This is a genomic window from Cytobacillus sp. GQ23 (assembly GCF_059758675.1).
This window is the reverse complement of sequence record NZ_JCAXER010000002.1, coordinates 135,465-157,242: the sequence shown is the minus strand read 5'-3', so window position 1 is coordinate 157,242 and position 21,778 is coordinate 135,465. Positions and strand designations below refer to the sequence as shown.

Annotated in this window: 19 protein-coding genes and 1 riboswitch; of the genes, 18 read left to right on the top strand and 1 reads right to left on the bottom strand. The window is 41.9% G+C overall.

The features are described from left to right. Nucleotides 1–109: 109 nt before the first annotated feature. From polX to AC6CHU_RS02420, 11 genes are all read left to right on the top strand, one after another. Nucleotides 110–1,828 carry a DNA polymerase/3'-5' exonuclease PolX gene (gene polX / locus AC6CHU_RS02470; RefSeq protein ID WP_498119941.1) on the top strand — a complete coding sequence of 573 codons (1,719 nt, stop codon included), beginning with the start codon at nt 110–112 and terminating at the stop codon, nt 1,826–1,828. 30 nt (nt 1,829–1,858) lie between these two features. Next, the gene (locus AC6CHU_RS02465; RefSeq protein WP_498119940.1) at nt 1,859–4,216 is read left to right on the top strand and encodes an endonuclease MutS2; all 2,358 of its coding nucleotides are present in this window, start codon (nt 1,859–1,861) and stop codon (nt 4,214–4,216) included. 64 nt (nt 4,217–4,280) lie between these two features. Further along, nucleotides 4,281–4,688, top strand: a complete 408-nt coding sequence (locus AC6CHU_RS02460) for a DUF350 domain-containing protein (protein ID WP_159863373.1) — start codon at nt 4,281–4,283, stop codon at nt 4,686–4,688. Nucleotides 4,689–5,035: 347 nt separating this feature from the next. Continuing rightward, nucleotides 5,036–6,739 carry a long-chain-fatty-acid--CoA ligase gene (locus tag AC6CHU_RS02455; RefSeq protein WP_159863372.1) on the top strand — a complete coding sequence of 568 codons (1,704 nt, stop codon included), beginning with the start codon at nt 5,036–5,038 and terminating at the stop codon, nt 6,737–6,739. Between the two features lie 276 nt (nt 6,740–7,015). Further along, the gene (gene fadR, locus AC6CHU_RS02450) at nt 7,016–7,600 is read left to right on the top strand and encodes a fatty acid metabolism transcriptional regulator FadR (protein WP_159863371.1); all 585 of its coding nucleotides are present in this window, start codon (nt 7,016–7,018) and stop codon (nt 7,598–7,600) included. A gap of 37 nt (nt 7,601–7,637) precedes the next feature. Continuing rightward, the gene (locus AC6CHU_RS02445; RefSeq protein WP_498119937.1) at nt 7,638–8,411 is read left to right on the top strand and encodes an enoyl-CoA hydratase; all 774 of its coding nucleotides are present in this window, start codon (nt 7,638–7,640) and stop codon (nt 8,409–8,411) included. Nucleotides 8,412–8,668: 257 nt separating this feature from the next. Further along, nucleotides 8,669–9,442, top strand: coding sequence for an electron transfer flavoprotein subunit beta/FixA family protein (locus tag AC6CHU_RS02440; protein WP_159863369.1), 774 nt, complete (start codon nt 8,669–8,671; stop codon nt 9,440–9,442). Between the two features lie 41 nt (nt 9,443–9,483). Further along, nucleotides 9,484–10,461: an electron transfer flavoprotein subunit alpha/FixB family protein gene (locus AC6CHU_RS02435; RefSeq protein ID WP_159863368.1), complete on the top strand. Its 978-nt coding sequence runs from the start codon at nt 9,484–9,486 to the stop codon at nt 10,459–10,461. 177 nt (nt 10,462–10,638) lie between these two features. Continuing rightward, complete coding sequence (trxA, locus tag AC6CHU_RS02430) at nt 10,639–10,953, top strand: thioredoxin (RefSeq protein WP_159863367.1); 315 nt, start codon at nt 10,639–10,641, stop codon at nt 10,951–10,953. A 303-nt stretch (nt 10,954–11,256) separates the two neighbouring features. Continuing rightward, the gene (uvrC, locus tag AC6CHU_RS02425; RefSeq protein ID WP_251283951.1) at nt 11,257–13,050 is read left to right on the top strand and encodes an excinuclease ABC subunit UvrC; all 1,794 of its coding nucleotides are present in this window, start codon (nt 11,257–11,259) and stop codon (nt 13,048–13,050) included. A gap of 130 nt (nt 13,051–13,180) precedes the next feature. After that, nucleotides 13,181–13,360: riboswitch (Lysine riboswitch) on the top strand. Between the two features lie 191 nt (nt 13,361–13,551). Then, nucleotides 13,552–14,781 carry an aspartate kinase gene (locus tag AC6CHU_RS02420; protein WP_159863365.1) on the top strand — a complete coding sequence of 410 codons (1,230 nt, stop codon included), beginning with the start codon at nt 13,552–13,554 and terminating at the stop codon, nt 14,779–14,781. 63 nt (nt 14,782–14,844) lie between these two features. On the opposite strand, the gene AC6CHU_RS02415 is transcribed toward AC6CHU_RS02420, so the two are convergent. Further along, entirely contained in the window at nt 14,845–15,297 is a 453-nt protein-coding gene (locus AC6CHU_RS02415) for a YslB family protein (protein WP_159863364.1), read from the bottom strand. A 349-nt stretch (nt 15,298–15,646) separates the two neighbouring features. Here AC6CHU_RS02415 and AC6CHU_RS02410 point away from each other — a divergent pair, with 349 nt between their 5' ends. From AC6CHU_RS02410 to racE, 7 genes are all read left to right on the top strand, one after another. After that, entirely contained in the window at nt 15,647–16,255 is a 609-nt protein-coding gene (locus tag AC6CHU_RS02410) for a succinate dehydrogenase cytochrome b558 subunit (RefSeq protein ID WP_159863363.1), read from the top strand. Nucleotides 16,256–16,440: 185 nt separating this feature from the next. Further along, nucleotides 16,441–18,201, top strand: coding sequence for a succinate dehydrogenase flavoprotein subunit (gene sdhA, locus AC6CHU_RS02405; RefSeq protein WP_035330247.1), 1,761 nt, complete (start codon nt 16,441–16,443; stop codon nt 18,199–18,201). A gap of 3 nt (nt 18,202–18,204) precedes the next feature. Further along, nucleotides 18,205–18,972, top strand: a complete 768-nt coding sequence (gene sdhB, locus AC6CHU_RS02400) for a succinate dehydrogenase iron-sulfur subunit (RefSeq protein WP_159863362.1) — start codon at nt 18,205–18,207, stop codon at nt 18,970–18,972. 219 nt (nt 18,973–19,191) lie between these two features. Further along, nucleotides 19,192–19,656 (top strand): acyl-CoA thioesterase, encoded by a 465-nt coding sequence (locus tag AC6CHU_RS02395; RefSeq protein ID WP_159863361.1) that lies wholly within the window; start codon nt 19,192–19,194, stop codon nt 19,654–19,656. A gap of 147 nt (nt 19,657–19,803) precedes the next feature. Next, complete coding sequence (locus AC6CHU_RS02390) at nt 19,804–20,028, top strand: helix-turn-helix domain-containing protein (RefSeq protein WP_009333184.1); 225 nt, start codon at nt 19,804–19,806, stop codon at nt 20,026–20,028. A gap of 159 nt (nt 20,029–20,187) precedes the next feature. Beyond that, entirely contained in the window at nt 20,188–20,646 is a 459-nt protein-coding gene (locus AC6CHU_RS02385) for a MarR family winged helix-turn-helix transcriptional regulator (protein WP_159863360.1), read from the top strand. Between the two features lie 10 nt (nt 20,647–20,656). After that, a complete protein-coding gene (gene racE, locus AC6CHU_RS02380; RefSeq protein WP_159863359.1) occupies nt 20,657–21,451 on the top strand; it encodes a glutamate racemase in 795 nt (264 codons plus the stop codon). The last annotated feature ends 327 nt before the right edge of the window (nt 21,452–21,778 follow it).

Genomic DNA, 21,778 nt, shown 5'->3' with positions numbered 1-21,778 from the left:
GGTACTTTTACTTTTTAAGTAAGGTGCTTTAAATATCCATGATTTGAAGTTATACAGCAAAATAAGAGATAATACGTTTACGAATATTGTTACGGACAGGTGGGGTTTCATGAGTATAAATAAAAAAGATGTCGTCAGACTTTTAGAGACTATTGCTGTTTATATGGAGTTAAAAGGAGAGAACCCATTCAAAACAGCTGCGTTCCGAAAAGCGGCACTCGCACTTGAATCAAATGATGAGAGCTTGACTGAAATTGATGACTTTACAAAGCTATCCGGCATCGGTAAAGGCACTGCTGCTGTAATTGAGGAGTACATTAAAGAAGGAATGTCTTCTGTTCTTGATGAGCTGAAAGAAGAAGTCCCTGCTGGTTTAATTCCCCTGCTTCAGCTCCCGGGACTTGGCGGCAAGAAAATCGCCAAGCTATATAAAGAGCTTGGCGTCGAAAATGCTATAGATCTTGAAGCGGCTTGCCGCAATAAGAAGGTCCGGGGACTGGCAGGCTTCGGGGAAAAATCTGAAGAGAAGATACTCGCTGCACTTGAAAATGCAGGAACCAGACCGGAACGGCTCCCGCTTGCATTCATGCTGCCAATTGCAGAAGGCATAGAAGCTGCGCTTTCAGAAATGAAGGATATTGAAAAGTACTCAAGGGCAGGTAGCTTAAGGAGAATGAGGGAAACCATCAAAGACCTCGACTTTATTATAGCTACTGACAATCCTGCTTCTGTCAAAGAGCAGTTATTAAGCCTGGCCGGCATCAAAGAAGTAATTGCCGCAGGAGATACAAAGGTTTCGGTTGTGTTTCAGCATTCTTATGATATATCTGCTGACTTCCGACTAGTTGAGACGCATGAATTTGCCACAACACTCCATCATTTTACTGGATCAAAGGATCATAATGTCAGAATGCGCCAGCTTGCCAAAGAGCGCGGGGAAAAAATCAGTGAGTATGGAGTCGAAAATACAGAAACAGGGGAAATCCTTACATTTAATAATGAAGAAGAATTTTACGCCCATTTTGGGCTTCCATTCTTTCCTCCTGAAATTAGGGAAGATGGGAAAGAAGTAGATGAATACACGCAAGGCATGGAACTTATCTCTCTAGAAGATATTAAGGGTGATCTTCATATGCACTCAACCTGGAGTGATGGCGCCTATTCCATAGAGGAAATGATCGAAGCGTGCCGTGCCCGTGGCTATAAATACATGGCGATTACAGACCATTCCCAATACCTGAGAGTGGCGAACGGTTTGACAGCCGAAAGGCTTCGCAGTCAAAAGGAAGAAATAAAGCGGCTAAATGAGCAGTTTGATGACTTCACGATTTTATCAGGGGTGGAGATGGATATTCTGCCTGACGGATCGCTGGATTATGACGATGAACTCCTCGAAGAGCTGGACATCGTCATTGCTTCCATTCATTCTTCTTTTTCACAGCCGAAGGAAAAAATCATGGCACGCTTGAAAACGGCGCTGCAGAATGCTCATGTTGACATTATCGCCCACCCCACCGGAAGATTGATCGGTCGCAGGGAAGGCTATGATGTAGACATGGAAATGCTTATCGAGCTAGCCAAGGAAACAAATACAGCCCTTGAGCTGAATGCGAATCCGAACCGGCTTGATCTTGCTTCCGACCATATCAGACAAGCTCAGGAAGCAGGTGTGAAAATAGTGATTAACACAGATGCACATAAAATAGACACTTTAAATCACATGGAAATCGGTGTTTCTGCGGCAAAGAAAGGATGGATCAAGAAAGAATCCGTTCTAAATGCCATGGAAACAGAAGATTTGCTCAAATTTCTTAAAGAACGCCAATAGGAAAATTGGGCATGAAAGGGGAAAGTCCTCATGCAAGATAGAGTATTAAAGATACTTGAGTTCAATAAAGTGAAGGAACAGCTGCTGGAACATGTTTCTTCATCCTTGGGTAGAAAAAAGGCCTTAAATATTCTTCCTTCAACTGAGTATGAAGAGGTAATCCGCAGGCAGGAAGAAACAGATGAAGCCGTTAAAGTGCTTAGAATTAAAGGGAATGTACCGCTTGGCGGCATTTTTGATATTCGTCCTCATGTGAAGCGGGCGGTTATTGGCGGAATGCTAAGTCCCCAGGAACTTAACCAAATATCCAGCACAATTCATGCAAGCAGGCAGATGAAAAGATTCATCGAGGAATTTGCTGAGGAAGAAAGCAGTTTGCCTATCTTATCTGGATATACTGATAAAATTATTGTCTTGGCAGACTTGGAGACCTCTATCCGCAATGCGGTTGATGACAATGGAGAAGTACTTGACAGTGCAAGCGAGACTCTCCGTTCGCTTCGAAATCAGCTTCGTACCAAAGAATCGCGTGTAAGGGAGCGGCTGGAGAGCATGATTCGGTCTTCCAGCGCACAAAAAATGCTTTCCGATGCAATTATTACAATAAGAAATGACCGATTTGTCATCCCTGTAAAGCAGGAGTACCGGGGACATTATGGCGGCATTATCCATGACCAAAGCTCATCCGGCCAGACATTATTCATTGAGCCTGCGTCCATAGTCCAGTTGAACAATGAATTACAGGGCATAAGGGTGAAAGAACAGCAGGAAATCGAACGGATCCTCATAGTGCTCTCGGGACAGACAGCTGAGAGCAGCAGTGAACTGGAAACCATTGTAGATGTGCTCGGAGAAATCGATTTTACTTTTGCAAAAGCCAGATACAGTAAACGAATAAAAGGATCTAAGCCGAAAATTAATAATCAAGGGAAAATATCATTATTCAAAGCCCGGCATCCGCTTATTCCAATTGATGAAGTAGTGGCAAATGATGTTAAGCTTGGTGATGATTATTCAACCATAGTCATTACGGGACCGAATACAGGCGGGAAGACAGTAACTTTAAAAACAGTAGGACTCTGCACTTTAATGGCACAGGCAGGTCTGCAAATCCCGGCGCTTGATGGGTCTGAAACGGCTGTCTTCGGAAATGTTTATGCTGATATCGGAGATGAACAATCAATTGAACAAAGCTTAAGTACCTTCTCTTCACACATGGTGAATATCGTGGAAATTCTTAACGAGGTTGATTTCAATAGCCTGGTATTATTCGATGAGCTTGGTGCAGGCACAGATCCGCAGGAAGGTGCTGCCCTGGCAATTTCCATTCTTGATGAAGTATACAAGCGGGGGGCAAAAGTTATTGCCACCACTCATTATCCTGAACTTAAAGCGTACGGCTATAACAGAGAAGGAGTAATCAATGCCAGTGTAGAATTTGATATTGAAACGCTAAGTCCAACCTATAAGCTGTTGATTGGAGTTCCTGGCCGAAGCAATGCCTTTGAAATATCCAAACGGCTTGGGCTTAATGATCAAGTGATTGAGACCGCACGATCCTATATCGGAGCAGATACCAATCAGGTTGAAAATATGATTGCTTCCCTGGAGGAAAGCCGCAGACAAGCAGAAGCTGACATGTCAGAAGCCAATGACTTTTTGAAAAGTGCAGAAAAACTTCATAAAGATCTGCAAAAGCAAATGGCTGAGTTTTATGAGCAAAAAGATGCGATGCATGAGAAGGCTGCAGAGAAGGCCGGCGATATCGTTGAGAAAGCCAAGGCTGAAGCAGAAGAGATTATCCGTGACTTAAGAAAGATGCGGCTGGAAAAACATGCTGAGGTAAAGGAGCATGAGCTGATAGAAGCGAAGAAACGCCTGTCCGAAGCTGCACCTCAGATGAGCACAGCCAAAAATAAACTAAAGCCAAAGAATAATAAACACGTTTTTGAAGCAGGTGATGAGGTAAAAGTTCTGAGTTTTGGGCAAAAAGGGCACCTGCTTGAAAAGGTGTCTGAGAACGAATGGCAGGTTCAGATTGGTATCCTGAAAATGAAAGTGGCCGAAAAGGATCTGGAATACATTAAAAGCACTAAACCTGTGGAAACAAAACCAGTGGCAACGGTGAAAGGAAGGGACTTTCATGTAAGCCTTGAGCTTGATTTACGGGGCGAGCGCTATGAAAACGCACTCTTAAGAGTGGAGAAATATATCGATGATGCCCTGCTGGCTGCATATCCCCGTGTCTCCATTATTCATGGTAAAGGGACTGGTGCATTGAGGCAGGGGGTTCAGGAATATTTAAGGAATCACAGATCTGTAAAGAAAATCCGGTTTGGTGAAGCTGGAGAAGGCGGCACAGGGGTTACGATCGTTGAATTCAAATAAGCTTCCCTTCCCCTAGGTCTACTCTGAGGGGGAGGGGATTCTAATAACGGCGGGGAGAGTCTAAATGAGAGAATTTTGGGAAAATGAGTTTATCCAAACAGCTGCCTATTACAGTGTTGTCATTTTATGTATGATTGTTTTTTTAGCAGTCTTTGAACTGGTCACCAAGTATCGCAATTGGGAAGAAATAAAAAACGGCAATGTTGCTGTAGCGATGGCGACCGGCGGGAAAATTTTTGGGATTGCTAATATCTTCAGGCACTCCATCATGCATAATGATACCTTGCTGACAATGATTACCTGGGGAGTATTTGGCTTCTTTCTTTTGTTAATCGGCTATTTCATATTTGAATTTTTAACACCAAAGTTTAAAATTGACGAAGAAATTGAGAATAATAACAAAGCTGTCGGCTTTATTTCCATGGTGCTGTCAATCGGTTTGTCTTATGTCATTGGTGCAGGTTTAATATAAGGAGAGAATTTACATTGGAAAAGTTAGCAAAGGTTCTGCTGGTTCTTAGCGGAGTGTTTCTTCTTATAGGGGCCATTTATATATTCTTTATTGCATAACATTTTTGTGAAATAGGGAAATAAGAAAATCGCCAATTCAAATGGCGATTTTTTTTATTTTTATCCTGTGCTGTATTATACAAAATAGACTGGACAACCCTCGAAAAAAATCTGCCTAAGTGTAAGGTCTTATTCTAATTGTCATAGAACCAGCATTATATTATAATAAGGTCGAACAGTTAGAATGTTCTAAAAATTTTGAGGCTGCTCATAGTTTTTCAAATGGGCTTGAAACAAAGGAGGGACAAAATGGCAGAAGCAAAACCATGGCTTAAGCAATACCCGGCAGAAATCCCCTCAACCTTGTCATATCCAAAACAGCCGGTACAGGATTATTTAAAGAATGCTGCAGAAGAATTTCCGGAGAAAACAGCCATTCATTTTATGGGAAAGGAATTCACATATAAATATATATATGAATCTTCCCTGAAGCTTGCTGCATATCTGCAGAGTCTGGGAATTGAAAAGGGAGACCGAGTGGCGATTATGCTCCCGAATACGCCGCAGTCTGTTATCAGCTATTATGGAATTCTGATGGCTGGCGGGATCGTTGTCCAGACAAATCCGCTATACATGGAACGGGAATTGGAATATCAAATGAAGGATTCAGAAGCAAAAGCGATCATTACAATGGATATCTTATTTCCCAGAGTGACCAAAGTGATGCCGCAGACAGAATTGAAGCATATTATTGTAACGGCAATCAAAGATGCCCTTCCATTCCCTAAAAATCTTATATATCCTTTTATCCAGAAAAAACAGTATGGCATTGTTGTAAATGTAAAACATGATGGTCATAATCATTTATTGACAGAAATACTAAAAAGCCCTGCTGAGCCTCTTAAAATCCATGACTTCGATTTTGAAGAAGACTTGGCGTTATTGCAGTATACGGGCGGCACTACCGGTTTTCCGAAGGGTGTCATGCTATCGCACAGCAACCTGGTATCCAATACAGCAATGTGCAAGGCCTGGCTTTATAAGTGCAGGCGCGGCGAGGAGGTAGTGCTTGGCATACTGCCATTCTTTCATGTATATGGAATGACAACAGTCATGATTTTATCAGTAATGGATGCGCATAAAATGGTCCTTCTCCCGAAGTTTGATCCCGAAACAACCTTGAAAACCATTCATAAACAAAGGCCGACCTTATTTCCCGGAGCGCCTACGATTTACATCGGCTTATTGAACCATCCGGATATAAAAAAATATAATCTATCCTCTATAGACTCCTGCATTAGCGGGTCTGCCGCGCTGCCAGTTGAAGTCCAGCAGAAATTTGAGGAAATAACAGGAGGCAAACTTGTCGAGGGTTACGGTTTGACTGAATCATCACCTGTGACTCATGCAAATTTCTTATGGGATCGCCCCCGCGTCAAAGGCAGTATAGGCGTGCCCTGGCCTGATACAGATGCAGCTATTTTTTCACTGGAGACAGGAGAAGAACTTCCGGCAGGAGAAGTTGGCGAAATTGCAGTTAAAGGGCCTCAGGTAATGAAAGGATATTGGAAACGCCCTGAAGAAACGGAGCAAACTTTAAAGGGTGGCTGGCTGCTCACCGGTGATCTGGGCTATATGGATGAAAATGGGTATTTCTATGTGGTGGACAGGAAGAAAGATATGATTATTGCAGGAGGATTTAATATTTACCCCCGTGAAATAGAAGAAGTACTATATGAGCATCCAGCTGTACAGGAAGTGGTTGCCGCCGGAATACCCGACCCGTATCGAGGAGAAACAGTCAAGGCTTATATTGTGCTGAAGGAGGGAAAAGAGGCAACAGAAGAAGAACTTGATCAATTTGCGAGAAAACATCTGGCAGCCTATAAAGTTCCAAGGCTATATGAATTCCGTGAAGAGCTTCCTAAGACAGCGGTTGGAAAAATACTGAGAAGGGCATTAGTTGATGAAGAAAAAAAGAAATTTAAAGAAGAAGAGGAAAAGCGGGCTTAACTTCAGGGACCGATTTTCAATCGGCTCTTTATTTTTGATGCAATAGGCTTGTCCAGGGATAAAGGAAATGCAATAATAAAATATATTTACAGGGAATTTCTTGACACAAATGAATTGTCCTACTATTATAAAAATACGAATGATGATTCATTCATTATTAGTGGTCCAAAAATAAATCAAGTGAATTGGCTAATCCCTGCTGCAGGTAAATAATTTTTTCCCCCTGCGGCTCTTTAAAAATTAATGCCCCCGTTTTTTCTGAAAGGAGGGAGCCACATGAAAAAAACAAAGCCTAAATACCGGCAGATTATTGATGCAGCTGTAGTCGTGATCGCAGAAAATGGCTATCACCAGGCTCAGGTATCAAAAATCGCCAAACAGGCTGGTGTCGCAGATGGCACCATCTACTTATATTTTAAAAACAAAGAAGATATATTAATATCCCTCTTTCAGGATAAAATGGGCTACTTTGTTGAGAAAATTGAAGAAAAAATTGCAGGAAAAGAGAAAGCTGCAGAGAAACTATTAATGATGGTAGAATCGCACTTTAGAATGCTCTCGGAAGACAGGCACCTGGCAATTGTAACCCAGCTCGAATTGAGGCAGTCCAATAAAGACCTTCGCCATAAGATCAATGAAGTGCTCAAAGGTTACCTCACTTTAGTGGAAAGGATTCTTGATGACGGCAGGAAGAGCGGTGAGTTTCCAGCTGACCTGGACATCAGGCTGGCGCGCCAGATGATTTTTGGCACAATGGACGAAACAGTGACCACATGGGTAATGAACGAGCAGAAATATGATCTTACTGCATTGGCAGAGCCTGTTCATAAACTTTTAATCAGCGGGTGCGGAAGGCCTTGAAATGATAAAGTGCTAATAAAATGGTAGGAGGGATAGGATGGAATACCTGAAATGGTCCCATAATGACTTTATAGCAACGATTACAATTGAACGTCCGCCTGCGAATGCTCTTTCATCAGGTGTATTAAAAGAGCTTTCAGCTGTCCTGGACGAAGTTAAAGATAATAATGATGTCAGAGTTATCCTAATTCACGGAGAAGGCAGATTCTTTTCAGCAGGTGCTGATATAAAAGAATTTACAACTATTGAAAGCGGAGAGGATTTCTCAAGCTTAGCGACCTATGGACAGAATCTTTTTGAGCGAATGGAAAAGTTCCCTAAGCCAATTATTGCAGCCATTCATGGTGCGGCGCTTGGCGGCGGCCTGGAGCTTGCAATGGGCTGTCATTTCCGACTTGTAGCTGATAACGCAAAGCTCGGTCTGCCGGAGCTTCAGCTTGGATTGATTCCCGGATTTGCGGGAACTCAGCGGCTTCCCCGCTATGTAGGTGCAGCCCGTGCAGCGGAAATGCTTTTCACAAGTGACCCAATTACCGGGCTGGAAGCAGTGCAATACGGCTTGGCTAACCATTCTTATCCTGAAGAGCAGCTTTTGGAAAATGCCTATAACTTGGCAAAGAAAATTGCCAAGAAAAGCCCTGGCTCCATTAAGGCAGCCATTGAGCTATTAAACTATGGAAAAACGGGACAATTCTACGAGGGTGTAAAAAAAGAAGCGGAATTATTCGGAGCAGTATTCGTATCTGAAGATGGGAAGGAAGGTATATCAGCGTTTATTAATAAGCGGGAGCCAAACTTTGCCGGAAAATAGTGCTTAAAAGATTTGAGCTGAAAGATTACATTCATCCTAATAATCTATTATAATAGATATGTAAGCGTTTTATTTAATTTTTCACAAGTTTTGTTATGGTCTGTGAGCGAGCGCCCGCTCAATTCTAAAATAAGCGGGCAGTTCCAGGCAGATCAGCCTTTCTGTACGCTTTAAATTTTTTTAATCTTTTGAAGTGAAGAAATGTTTTAATTAATGGCTTTGTTTTCTGACACTGCCTAATTACTAGGAGGGAAATCATGAACATCTACGTATTAATGAAGAGAACATTTGATACTGAAGAAAAAATTACAATCTCCGGCGGCAAAATCAATGAAGATGGCGCTGAGTTTATCATTAATCCATATGATGAATATGCAATTGAAGAAGCAATCCAGGTTCGTGATGCGAATGGCGGAGAAGTAACAGTTGTTTCTGTGGGAACAGAAGAAGCTGAAAAGCAGCTCCGTACCGCTCTTGCGATGGGTGCAGATAAAGCAGTTTTAATAAATACAGAAGATGATATTGAAAATGGGGATCAGTTCACGACGGCAAAAATCTTATCCGAATACTTGAAGGACAAAGATGCTGACTTAATCATTGCTGGAAATGTAGCAATTGATGGTGGATCTGGACAGGTTGGACCGCGTGTAGCAGAGATTTTGGGCATTTCCTATGTAACAACGATTACTAAGCTTGATATTAATGGCAGTTCTGCCACAGTAGTGCGTGATGTTGAAGGGGATTCAGAAGTAATTGAGACATCTCTTCCATTATTGGTCACTGCCCAGCAGGGTCTGAATGAGCCTCGCTATCCATCCTTGCCGGGAATTATGAAGGCGAAAAAGAAACCTCTTGATGAGCTTGAGCTTGACGATCTTGATCTTGAAGAGGACGATGTTGAAGCTAAGACAAAGACAATTGAAATCTATTTGCCGCCTAAAAAAGAAGCGGGAAAAGTTCTTGAAGGCGAATTGGAAGATCAAGTTAAGGAACTGGTGAAGCTTCTTCATACTGAAGCTAAAGTTGTCTGATCATCAATAACTGATTAATAATAACGCAGGGGGTAAAACATATGGCTAGAAAAGTATTAGTGTTAGGTGAAGTCCGTGACGGTTCATTGCGTAATGTATCCTTCGAAGCTGTTGCAGCCGGAAAGACTGCATCAGAAGGCGGAGAAGTTGTAGGTGTTTTAATTGGTGACTCTGTAAGCGCTTTAGCTAATGAAATGATCCACTATGGTGCTGACCGTGTTGTAACAGTTGAAGATGAGAAGCTGAAGCAGTATACTCCAGATGGTTTTTCACAGGCGATAATGGCTGTGATTGATTCCGAGAGTCCGGATGGCCTGATTTTTGGACATACAGCATTGGGAAAAGACCTTGCTCCTAAAATTGCTGCCAAGCTTGAGTCTGGTTTAATCTCTGACGTAACAAGCCTTGAAGAAGCAGGAGGCAACCTGGTCTTTACACGCCCGATTTATTCAGGCAAAGCATTTGAGAAGAAAATTGTGACAGATGGCCTTCTGTTTGCAACCATTCGTCCAAATAATATAGCTCCTTTGGAAAAGGATGAATCAAGATCAGGAGATGTTGCTTCTGTTGCTGCTGAAATCAAAGATCTTCGCACAATCATTAAGGAAGTTGTCCGCAAAGCGAGTGAAGGTGTTGATTTATCTGAAGCTAAGGTTATTATTGCTGGCGGCCGCGGTGTTAAGAGTGAGGAAGGTTTTGAGCCATTAAAAGAGCTTGCTGCTGTTTTAAACGGAGCTGTAGGGGCTTCACGCGGTGCCTGCGATGCAGATTATTGCGACTATTCATTGCAAATTGGACAGACAGGTAAGGTGGTAACACCAGATCTGTATATTGCATGCGGTATCTCTGGAGCTATTCAGCATTTAGCAGGGATGTCCAATTCCAAAGTAATCGTAGCCATTAACAAGGATCCGGAAGCCAATATTTTTAAAGTAGCTGATTACGGTATTGTCGGAGACCTGTTCGAGGTTGTTCCGATGCTGACAGAAGAGTTCAAAAAGCTAAAAGTAAACGCATAAGATAGTTGAACCAATGGGCGGCAATTGGCCGCCCATTATACATAATGTCATGCTGAAAGAAAGAGAATAATCTCCATTAAACAGGGTAAATTACGATCGAGCAGATTATTCGCAACATAGTATAAACGATGATATACTGTCGTTAGTATTTGAGTTAAATTTTAGGAGGCATATCAAATGGCTATTACACACGCAACTGACCAAAACTTCACTGCCGAAACTGGTTCGGGATTAGTATTGGCAGATTTCTGGGCTCCTTGGTGCGGCCCTTGTAAAATGATCGCTCCTGTATTAGAAGAACTTGATTCTGAAATGGGCGATAAAGTGAAAATTGTAAAACTCGATGTCGACGAAAATCAGGAAACAGCCGGCAAGTTTGGCGTAATGAGCATCCCAACTCTAATCGTTTTTAAAGACGGTGAAGTGGTTGATAAAGCGGTTGGATTCCAGCCCAAAGAAGCTCTTGCTGAATTACTTTCAAAGCATGCTTAATCTATAAAGAAAATCCCGGTGTCCCATGCGGACATCGGGATTTTTTTATCATGTGTGCTTAGCTGTTATGCTGCAGGTCCCCGAGCTGATATAATAAGTATGCAGCCTTTCTATGCAAACTAATCTTCATGGCCAGCTTGTAAATCAAGTTGTGACGAAGTTTTTTAATAAGGTAAATTTAATCTTTGCCCAAGGCTGTTTTTGCAACTGACAACATTGATAATTGGAAAACCACAAATTATATAAAAAAACCTTGCTAAAAGGCTTGTAATAGAAATTTTTAATCCGGGGAGGTGGAGAGCCATGAATGAAACGATAAAAAATAAGCTGATGCTGCTTCCTGCTCAGCCAGGCTGCTATTTAATGAAGGACAGGCAGGGAACCATTATCTATGTGGGGAAAGCTAAAATCCTCAAAAACCGGGTCAGATCCTATTTTACAGGCTCACATGACGGTAAAACACTGAGACTTGTTAATGAGATTGTAGACTTTGAGTACATTGTCACTTCTTCAGACATGGAAGCACTAATACTTGAGATGAATCTGATTAAGAAATATGATCCCAAATATAATGTAATGCTGAAGGACGATAAAAGCTACCCTTTTATTAAATTGACGGCAGAGCGCCATCCCCGTCTGATTACAACCAGAAAAGTAAAAAAGGACAGGGGAAAGTATTTCGGCCCTTATCCCAATGTGCAGGCTGCCAATGAAACAAAAAAGCTGCTTGACCGTATTTATCCCCTCCGCAAATGTTCAACTCTTCCGGACAGAGTTTGCCTTTATTATCACTTAGGCCAATGTCTTGCACCGTGTATAAAGGAAGTAAGTGAGGATCAATACAAGCTAATGACAGATGAAATTGCGAAATTTTTAAATGGCGGATACAAAGAGATTAAAAAAGACCTTACTGCAAAAATGACAGCTGCGGCTGAAGAACTTGACTTTGAAAGAGCAACTGAACTCAGGGATAAAATTGCCCATATAGATGCAACGATGGAAAAGCAAAAAATGACAATGACGGATTTTACCGACCGGGATGTATTTGGATATGCGGTTGATAAAGGGTGGATGTGTGTACAGGTCTTCTTCATCAGACAGGGCAAGCTCATCGAACGGGATGTATCTATGTTCCCGATTTATAATGAGCCGGAAGAAGAAATTTTAACGTTCCTCGGCCAGTTTTATACTAAAGCGAATCACTTTAAACCACGTGAAATATTGGCACCCGATTCTGTTGATTCAGTCATGGCAGAGCAGCTTCTAGACGTAAAAGTACTAAAGCCCCAGCGCGGGCAAAAAAAAGACCTGGTGAAGCTTGCATATAAGAATGCAAAAATTGCTCTTCAGGAGAAGTTCTCATTAATAGAGCGTGATGAAGAACGGACTATTAAAGCTGTGGAAAATCTGGGGGAACAGCTTGGAATTTATACTCCTCACCGGATTGAAGCATTTGATAATTCAAATATACAGGGAACAGACCCTGTTTCAGCCATGATTGTCTTTATTGATGGGAAACCGGAGAAAAGAGAGTACCGTAAATATAAAATAAAGTCCGTCAAAGGTCCTGATGATTATGAATCCATGAGAGAAGTAGTCCGGCGCAGATATACACGGGTGCTGAAAGAAGAACTGCCGCTTCCGGACTTAATCTTAATTGATGGAGGAAAGGGGCATGTTGAAGCCGTACGGGATGTTCTAGAAAATGAGCTTGGTCTGGATATTCCGATTTCAGGCCTGGTGAAGGATGAGAAGCACCGAACTTCACAGCTTTTATATGGTAACCCTTTACAAATTATTCCGCTCGCAAGGAACAGCCAGGAATTTTACCTGCTGCAGAGAATTCAGGATGAAGTGCATCGCTTTGCGATTACTTTTCATCGCCAGCTTCGCGGAAAAAGCGCCTTTCAGTCTATTTTGGATGAAATTCCAGGCATAGGCGAAAAGCGAAAAAAACAGCTGCTGAAGGCCTTTGGATCTGTAAAGAAAATGAAAGAGGCGTCAATTGAGGAGTTTAGAAAAATAGGTATACCCGCGAATGTAGCTGAAGAGTTAAAGCAGAGGCTTGAGGAACAAAATGGAAATACTAAGTCTTAAATGGATATAGACAGAAAAATTCAGACATGTTATACTAATTGAAACTTTATATCAATATCACTTTATAGCGATAAAGCACATGTCCTTTTAGTTTGAATAATAAAATCAAAACTATTGGACTTAATCGTTAAGTGAAGGTAGAGGTGCGAACTTCATCAGTAAAAGCTTGGAGAAGAATGAGCTTCCATGAAAAGCTTTGAAAGGGTATGTTTGCCGAAGTGGGGAAAATCTCATCATTTTTTCTGCTGGTTCTGCATTGAATAAATGCAGGATTGTCAGGACATTGCCGTCCTGGAGAGCTATCTCACTGTGTTTGCTCACTTATACATTTTGGCTGCACAGCAATGGGATAGTTTATCTATTCCATTGCTTTTTTTATTGCCAAAAAGGGCAGGTTACATTTTAGGCCATTGTCAAATACAGCAGAGTCAATTGTCATGCTTCACTTACATAGGACGGCAAATCAACAAATTACGAGTTCTTCAGAAAGAAGGGAAAGCTGTGGGTATCATTGTGCAGAAATTTGGAGGCACGTCCGTAGGGACTGTAGACAGAATTCAAAATGTCGCCAATCGGGTAATTGAAGAAAAAAAACGGGGAAACGATGTGGTTGTGGTAGTTTCAGCAATGGGCAAAACAACTGATCAGCTCGTTGGCATGGCAAGGGAGATCTCTCCCTCACCAGATAAACGGGAAATGGACATGCTGCTTACAACGGGTGAACAGGTAACCATCTCTTTATTAGCGATGGCATTAAATGCAAAAGGACATCCAGCCGTTTCTTTTACAGGATGGCAGGCAGGTATTAAGACAGAAGCCGTTCATGGCAATGCGAGAATAGTGAATATTGAACCAGAGATCATTCAGGGGGAATTAAACCAGGGGAAAATTGTAATTGTAGCAGGCTTCCAGGGGATGACTGAAAATGGTTCCATCACAACACTTGGCCGCGGCGGGTCTGATACAACAGCTGTTGCACTGGCGGCAGCACTTAAAGCTGATAAATGTGATATTTATACAGATGTTACCGGCGTGTTTACAACCGACCCCCGCTTTATAAAGAATGCCCGAAAGCTGCATTCTGTTTCCTATGATGAAATGCTTGAGCTGGCTAATTTGGGTGCTGGTGTACTTCATCCAAGAGCAGTTGAATTTGCTAAAAACTATGGCCTTCCGCTTGAAGTGCGTTCAAGCCTTGAGAAGGAAGCAGGAACAATCATTGAGGAGGAAGTAAAAATGGAACAAAATTTAGTCGTGCGCGGTGTAGCTTTTGAAGATGACATAACAAGGGTAACGATTATCGGTCTTCCGAACTCACTGACTGGGCTGTCTACTATTTTCTCGGCGCTTGCCAAAAATCACATTAATGTTGATATCATTATCCAGAGCATGACAGAAGCCCAGACAACTAACCTATCATTCTCAATTAAGAATGAAGATTTGACAGATACAGTGAAAGTTATGGAAAAGCACAGAGAACAATTAAATTATGAACGCATTGAGTGGGAATCCGGACTTGCCAAAGTTTCGATTGTCGGCTCAGGCATGATTTCCAACCCGGGTGTGGCTGCAGAAATGTTCGAAGTGCTTTCAGCGAACGAAATTCAGGTGAAAATGGTAAGCACGTCAGAAATTAAAGTGTCGGCGGTTGTGGAGAACGGCAGAATGATTGATGCGGTTGATGCTTTACATGAAGCATTCAACCTGACTGTTTCTGCAGTTAAGGCGTAATTCAGAAGATATGAACAATAAGCTATCATAACTTGATAGCTTATTGTTTGTACATATGAGGTGTTAATCAGCAGGGTCCTTTTTATCCCATTTCACCGTAATAAGAATTTTGCCGGTTTTCTTGCGGGGATGTTCGAATGCCTCACAAACAACTTCTTTTTGAAATTCAATCTGCTGGGCAATAAAACCAGCCTCAAGCTGAAATGTGCTGTTATTGTTTTTTTGCAGGCGGTCAGCAATCAGCGGGCTTGATAATATCATTTCAAGTTCATGTTTAGTTTCGTTTGCGATTAAAAGGCTGCCCCAGCCGGCATTTATAAAAAACTCGGCAATCTGTTCAGCTGTTTCCAGAGGATACATGCGTGCAAGCCTTTTGCCGGCCCAATATAAAATTTCCGGTGCTTCATTTCCTAAAAGGTCATGCAAAAGCACTTCCCGGATTAGTTCATAGCCAAATGCCGGTACTGACTGTATAGGATCTTCATTAGTGGATTTCGCAGATGCTAATTCGCTCAATAGTCTCCCCTCTTTCTATGTTTCTATTATATACAATATGCATGGGGAGTTAATATCAATTCGGGAAAAAATAGAACGATTTGCATAGAAATAATTACTATTTCAGTATACTGGAGAGCAGCATTTAGGTCATATAGAACCTCAGAGATTTATATGTTTTTCAGCTGCTTCTATTTTTTAAAAATTTTATTAATATGGAACATTTTATGTATCCGTTTTCTTGACGCTCTATTATCTTGGGAGTAAAATGGACATGTCACATAATTGTAAGAAAATGAATAACATTTTCGAGATGATGTCCTGAGCGGGGGCTCAGCATCGTTTTTTTAAAATCAGGGGGGGAAAGTTTATGGCAGGTAATCGTGAGTTTTTTAATCGCAGATTGCATTCATTACTTGGAGTAATACCGGTTGGATTGTTTTTGATGCAGCACCTTGTAGTGAACCATTTTGCAACAGGGGGAGAGGAATCTTTTAATAATGCGGCGCATTTTATGGAAAGTCTTCCATTTAGAATTTTCCTTGAAACGTTTGTAATCTATTTACCACTGCTGTTCCACGCAATCTATGGCCTTTATATTGCTTTTACTGCGAAAAACAACACAAGCAGATATGGATATTTCCGCAACTGGATGTTTATGCTTCAGCGTGTTTCAGGTGTCATTACGCTGGTATTTGTTGCATGGCATGTTTGGGAAACACGTGTGCAGGCTGCCTTTGGAGCAGAAGTTAACTTTCAGATGATGGAGAATATCCTGTCTAATCCATTTATGTTCTGGTTCTATATTATTGGAGTTATTTCTGCAATTTTCCACTTTGCTAATGGGCTTTGGTCATTCTTTGTCAGCTGGGGAATTACAGTATCTCCTCGTTCACAAGTTATTTCCACTTACGTAACAATCGGAATTTTCATTGCACTATCTATTGTTGGTGTACGTGCTTTGACAGCATTTATTTAATTGACTTGAGAGATTATTAGACTTGATCGGATAAAAAGGGAATTGGGCATTTGCCCGGCTCCGCATCATTGAAAGCGCAAAGCAAAATGCATCACTTATGGCAGATTAAACGATCGGCCAGCCATTGAAGTGCCGTCAAGCGGGTGCTTGCGCTTTTTTTACAAGTATTAAGGGAGTGAGTCACGATGGGTAAAGGAAAAGTTATAGTTGTCGGCGGCGGACTAGCCGGTTTGATGGCGACAATTAAAGTAGCAGAATCTGGGACTCCGGTTGAGTTGTTTTCTCTGGTACCGGTTAAACGTTCTCACTCTGTTTGTGCCCAGGGCGGCATCAACGGAGCGGTAAATACAAAAGGGGAAGGCGATTCTCCTTGGATTCATTTTGACGATACAATCTATGGCGGAGACTTCCTGGCAAACCAGCCGCCTGTAAAAGCAATGGCAGAGGCTGCACCTGGCATTATTCATTTATTTGACCGGATGGGTGTAATGTTTAACCGCACACCTGAAGGACTGCTCGACTTCCGCCGCTTTGGGGGAACGCAGCATCACCGTACTGCGTTTGCAGGTGCTACAACTGGACAGCAGCTGCTTTATGCAATGGACGAGCAGGTCCGCCGCCATGAAGTAGCTGGATTAGTGACAAAGTATGAGGGATGGGAATTCTTAGGGGTTGTTATTGATGATGACGGAGCTTGTAAAGGCGTCGTTGCCCAGAACCTGACTTCTATGGAAATTAAGTCTTTCGCCGCAGATGCCGTTATTATGGCTTCCGGCGGACCGGGAATTATTTTCGGAAAATCCACTAACTCTGTCATTAACACAGGCTCAGCGGCTTCCATCGTTTATCAGCAAGGTGCTTATTATGCAAATGGGGAATTTATTCAGATTCATCCAACAGCTATTCCTGGTGATGATAAACTTCGCCTTATGAGTGAATCTGCACGTGGTGAAGGCGGACGAGTATGGACATATAAGGATGGAAAACCATGGTACTTCCTTGAAGAGAAGTATCCTGCATATGGAAACCTGGTGCCTCGTGATATTGCAACCCGTGAAATTTTTGACGTGTGTGTTAATCAGAAGCTTGGTATAAATGGGGAGAACATGGTATACCTTGATCTTTCTCATAAAGACCCGAAAGAGCTTGATATTAAGCTTGGCGGAATCATCGAAATCTATGAGAAATTCCAGGGCGAAGACCCGCGTAAAGTTCCAATGAAAATCTTCCCTGCTGTCCATTATTCAATGGGCGGATTATGGGTTGACTATGATCAGATGACAAATATTCCTGGCTTGTTTGCAGCGGGTGAATGTGATTATTCACAGCACGGTGCTAACCGTCTTGGAGCCAACTCTCTTCTATCAGCGATTTATGGAGGTATGGTAGCAGGACCGAATGCGGTCAAGTATATCAGCGGCTTAGATAAGAGTGCTGAAGATCTGCCATCATCATTATTTGATCGCCATGTAAAACAGGAAGAAGAAAAATGGAATAATATCATGTCACTTGACGGCACAGAGAATGCATATGTCCTTCATAAAGAGCTTGGTGAGTGGATGACAGACAATGTAACGGTTGTCCGCCATAACGACAGGCTTTTGAAAACAGATGAGAAGATTGTTGAACTTATGGAGCGCTATAAAAACATTAATATTAATGATACTGCAAAGTGGAGCAATCAGGGTGCAAGCTTTACGCGCCAGCTGCAGAATATGCTTCAATTGGCACGTGTTATTACAATTGGTGCCTATAACCGTAATGAAAGCCGCGGTGCACACTATAAGCCGGACTTCCCTGAACGTAATGATGAGGAATTCATGAAAACAACAATGGCGAAGTTTGTTGATGCCAACTCTGCTCCTGCATTCCATTATGAAGACATTGATGTAAGCTTAATTCCACCGCGTAAGCGTGACTATTCCAAAAAGAAAGGGGAGAACTAAACCATGCAAGAAACAAAAACTAAAACAGTCCGTTTTGTAATCAGCCGCCAGGATACTCCTGATTCAGCCCCTTATCAGGAAGAGTTTGAAATTGAATATCGTCCGAACATGAACGTTATTTCAGCCCTTATGGAAATCCGCCGTAATCCGGTTAACGTGAAGGGTGAAGAAACGACTCCAATCGCGTGGGATATGAACTGCCTTGAAGAAGTATGCGGTGCTTGTTCTATGATTATTAACGGAAAGCCGCGCCAGTCATGTACAGCACTTGTAGATCAGCTCGAACAGCCGATCCGTCTTGAGCCGATGCGCACGTTCCCTGTAGTCCGTGACCTGCAGGTCGACAGAAGCCGTATGTTTGATTCCCTGAAAAAGGTTAAAGCATGGATTCCGATCGATGGCACGTATGATTTGGGACCGGGACCGCGTATGCCTGAGAGAAAGCGCCAATGGGCATATGAACTTTCAAAGTGTATGACATGCGGTGTTTGCCTGGAAGCATGTCCGAACGTTAACAGCAAATCTGACTTTATTGGACCAGCTCCTTTATCACAGGTTCGCTTGTTCAATGCTCATCCAACTGGTGAGATGAATAAAGCTGAACGTCTGGAGCAAATCATGGGTGATGGCGGACTTGCCAATTGTGGAAACTCTCAAAACTGCGTACAGTCCTGCCCGAAAGGAATTCCTTTAACAACATCCATTGCGGCACTAAACCGCGATACAACATTCCAGTCTTTCAAAAACTTCTTTGGAAGCGACCAAATCTAAACATGATAAAGCCCCTTTCCTTTTGGAGAGGGGTTTTTGGTCTATATCCATATACTTTGTTTCTTGCAAAAATGCAATCTTCGTGTGGTGTATACTCAAGGAAGCATAAGAAAAGAGTTATTATTTATATATGATCCAAGGTTTTCAAATAATTCAAAAAACATTATAATTAGTACAGCAGAGTGAATGCTCATTCATAGTTAATCGGGAGGAATCAGCATGAAAAAATTGAGCTATATAAACGATTTTAAAAAATGGGAGGAAGAATTCATTTTCTTTCATCCGGTAAAAGTCAGATTTTCTGAAACTGATATGTTCGGACATTTGAACAATACCGTTCCATTTACATATTATGAAGAAGCACGGATAGAATTCTTCAAAAGCAAGGGCTTGATGCAGGACTGGGTAAAGCCAAACAATGAAACCATACCAGTCGTAGCAGACCTTCAATGCGATTTTATCAGCCAGGTTTTCTTTGATGAAGAGATACAGATTTATGTAAAAGCTGCTTCAATAGGGAATTCCTCTGTTGATCTTCATTATATGGGCAAAAAATCAGATGGTTCAGTCTGCTTCACCGGCAGGGGGACGATGGTGCAGATATCAAAGGTGACAGGCAAGGGTGTGCCTTGGACAGAAAATGTGAAAGAAATGCTGAATAGCGGGGTTAAAGTACGAGCCTAGCGTCACATTGGCACATTTCCTGAAAATAACTTTCTCCTTTCACTAAATATAGTCACTTCGGCTGTTTTGCTGACATATGATATGGTGACTAAATATATACCCATCCCGCGGTTCATAGCTGGCGAAAGGCAAGGAGGGTTACAATACTTGAAGGAGAATGAATATACTCACAAGCCGTTACTCACCAAACGAGAAAGAGAAGTATTCGAATTGTTAGTACAAGATAAAACAACAAGGGAAATCGCTGGTGAATTGTTTATTAGTGAAAAAACGGTTCGAAACCACATTTCTAATGCCATGCAAAAGCTTGGTGTAAAGGGGCGATCACAAGCTGTTGTAGAGCTCCTTCGAATGGGAGAGCTAGAACTTTAATTTTAGACCGGCTATCCTTCTGGGAGGCCGGTTATCACATTTATACAGGGATCATTTCATTATTGGATTTATTTCTATCTTGAAATTTATACGGAAAAAGGTGAAAATAAATGCACAAGGGCAGAAACATCGTAAAAGCTTAAATGGGAGTGTTTATGAATGAAGCTGGAAGATCCTAAAACAAATGAAATTAATGATGTTGTAGCTGAAATTGAAAAAGACTTGAGATACATATCTGGAATTATCAAGCAAAAGGGAAGGGAAATTCTTAGTGATTTTACCATTACCCCTCCTCAGTTTGTGGCATTGCAATGGCTGTTTGAAGAAGGCGATATGACCATCGGAGAGCTGTCCAATAAAATGTATCTTGCGTGCAGCACGACAACAGATCTTGTTGACCGAATGGAGAAAAACAGCCTTGTAAAAAGAGTGAAGGATCCTAATGACCGAAGAGTAGTCCGGATTCACCTGCTTGATGAAGGAGAACGGATTATTGAAGAAGTGATTAAAAAACGCCAGGATTACTTAAAAGAGGTTCTTAAAGATTTTTCACATAATGAGGTCTTGTTCTTAAAAGACAACCTAATGAAATTACACCATGATATGCGCGGAGAATGAGGCGGTATTTTTGAAACAACCAATAGGAATAATTGACTCCGGAGTGGGAGGCTTAACGGTCGCAAAAGAAATCATGAGGCAGCTTCCAAATGAAGATATTGTATACGTCGGAGATACAGCACGCTGCCCGTACGGACCGCGGCCTGGGGAAGAGGTGAAATCCTTTACCTGGCAAATGACGGAGTACCTGCTTAAAAAGAACATTAAAATGCTGGTTATAGCATGTAATACAGCTACTGCTGTTGCTCTGGAGGAAATACGCAGGGAATTGCCGATACCGGTTATCGGTGTCATTTTTCCCGGCGCAAGAACAGCTATTAAAGTGACAAAAAATCATATAATTGGTGTCATTGGTACAGAGGGCACAGTCAAAAGCAAGGCATATGAAAATGCGCTGATTCAAATCAACAGCAGGTCTGCCGTGCATAGTCTGGCATGTCCAAAATTCGTTCCCCTTGTAGAGAGCGGGGAGTATGAAGGCTCAGTTGCCAAAAAAATAGTGGCTGAGACTCTTCAGCCTTTAAAAGGAAAAGGAATGGATACACTCATTCTTGGATGTACTCATTATCCTTTATTAGAACAGATTATTAAAAAAGTAATGGGTAAAGATGTAAAGGTGATCAGCTCCGGAGAGGAAACAGCAAGGGAAGCAAGTACCATTCTGCACCACTACGGCCTTCTTAAAGCTGTGAATGAGAGTCCTGAATATAAGTTCTGTACAACTGGCTCCACGGCCATTTTTTCTAAAATTGCTTCCAAGTGGCTGGGGTTCTCTGTTGATGCTGTAGAAAAAATTTCGCTTTAATAATAGCAGACACCTTCTGAACTTTTTCAGAAGGTGTTCTTTTAGATAGGCTGTTTGGTAAAGTTTATTGCTTTTTCATAAGCCAGTTTAATTTACTGAGTTGATTGTAGCGGAAGGTGCGAGACTACAGCGGGAGTAGCGGGACATGTGAGACCCCTCAGACGCGCAGCGTCGAGGTGACTCAACGCTTGCCCCGCGGAACGCTTGAGCCTCCCTACGCTGCAATCAACGGACAACATCGATATCGAAAAACAACAATCTCTACAAAAAGAGTCTTTAGATATAAGTGAAATTTGTACCCTTCTTTTAGATTACTTTTAAAAAAAG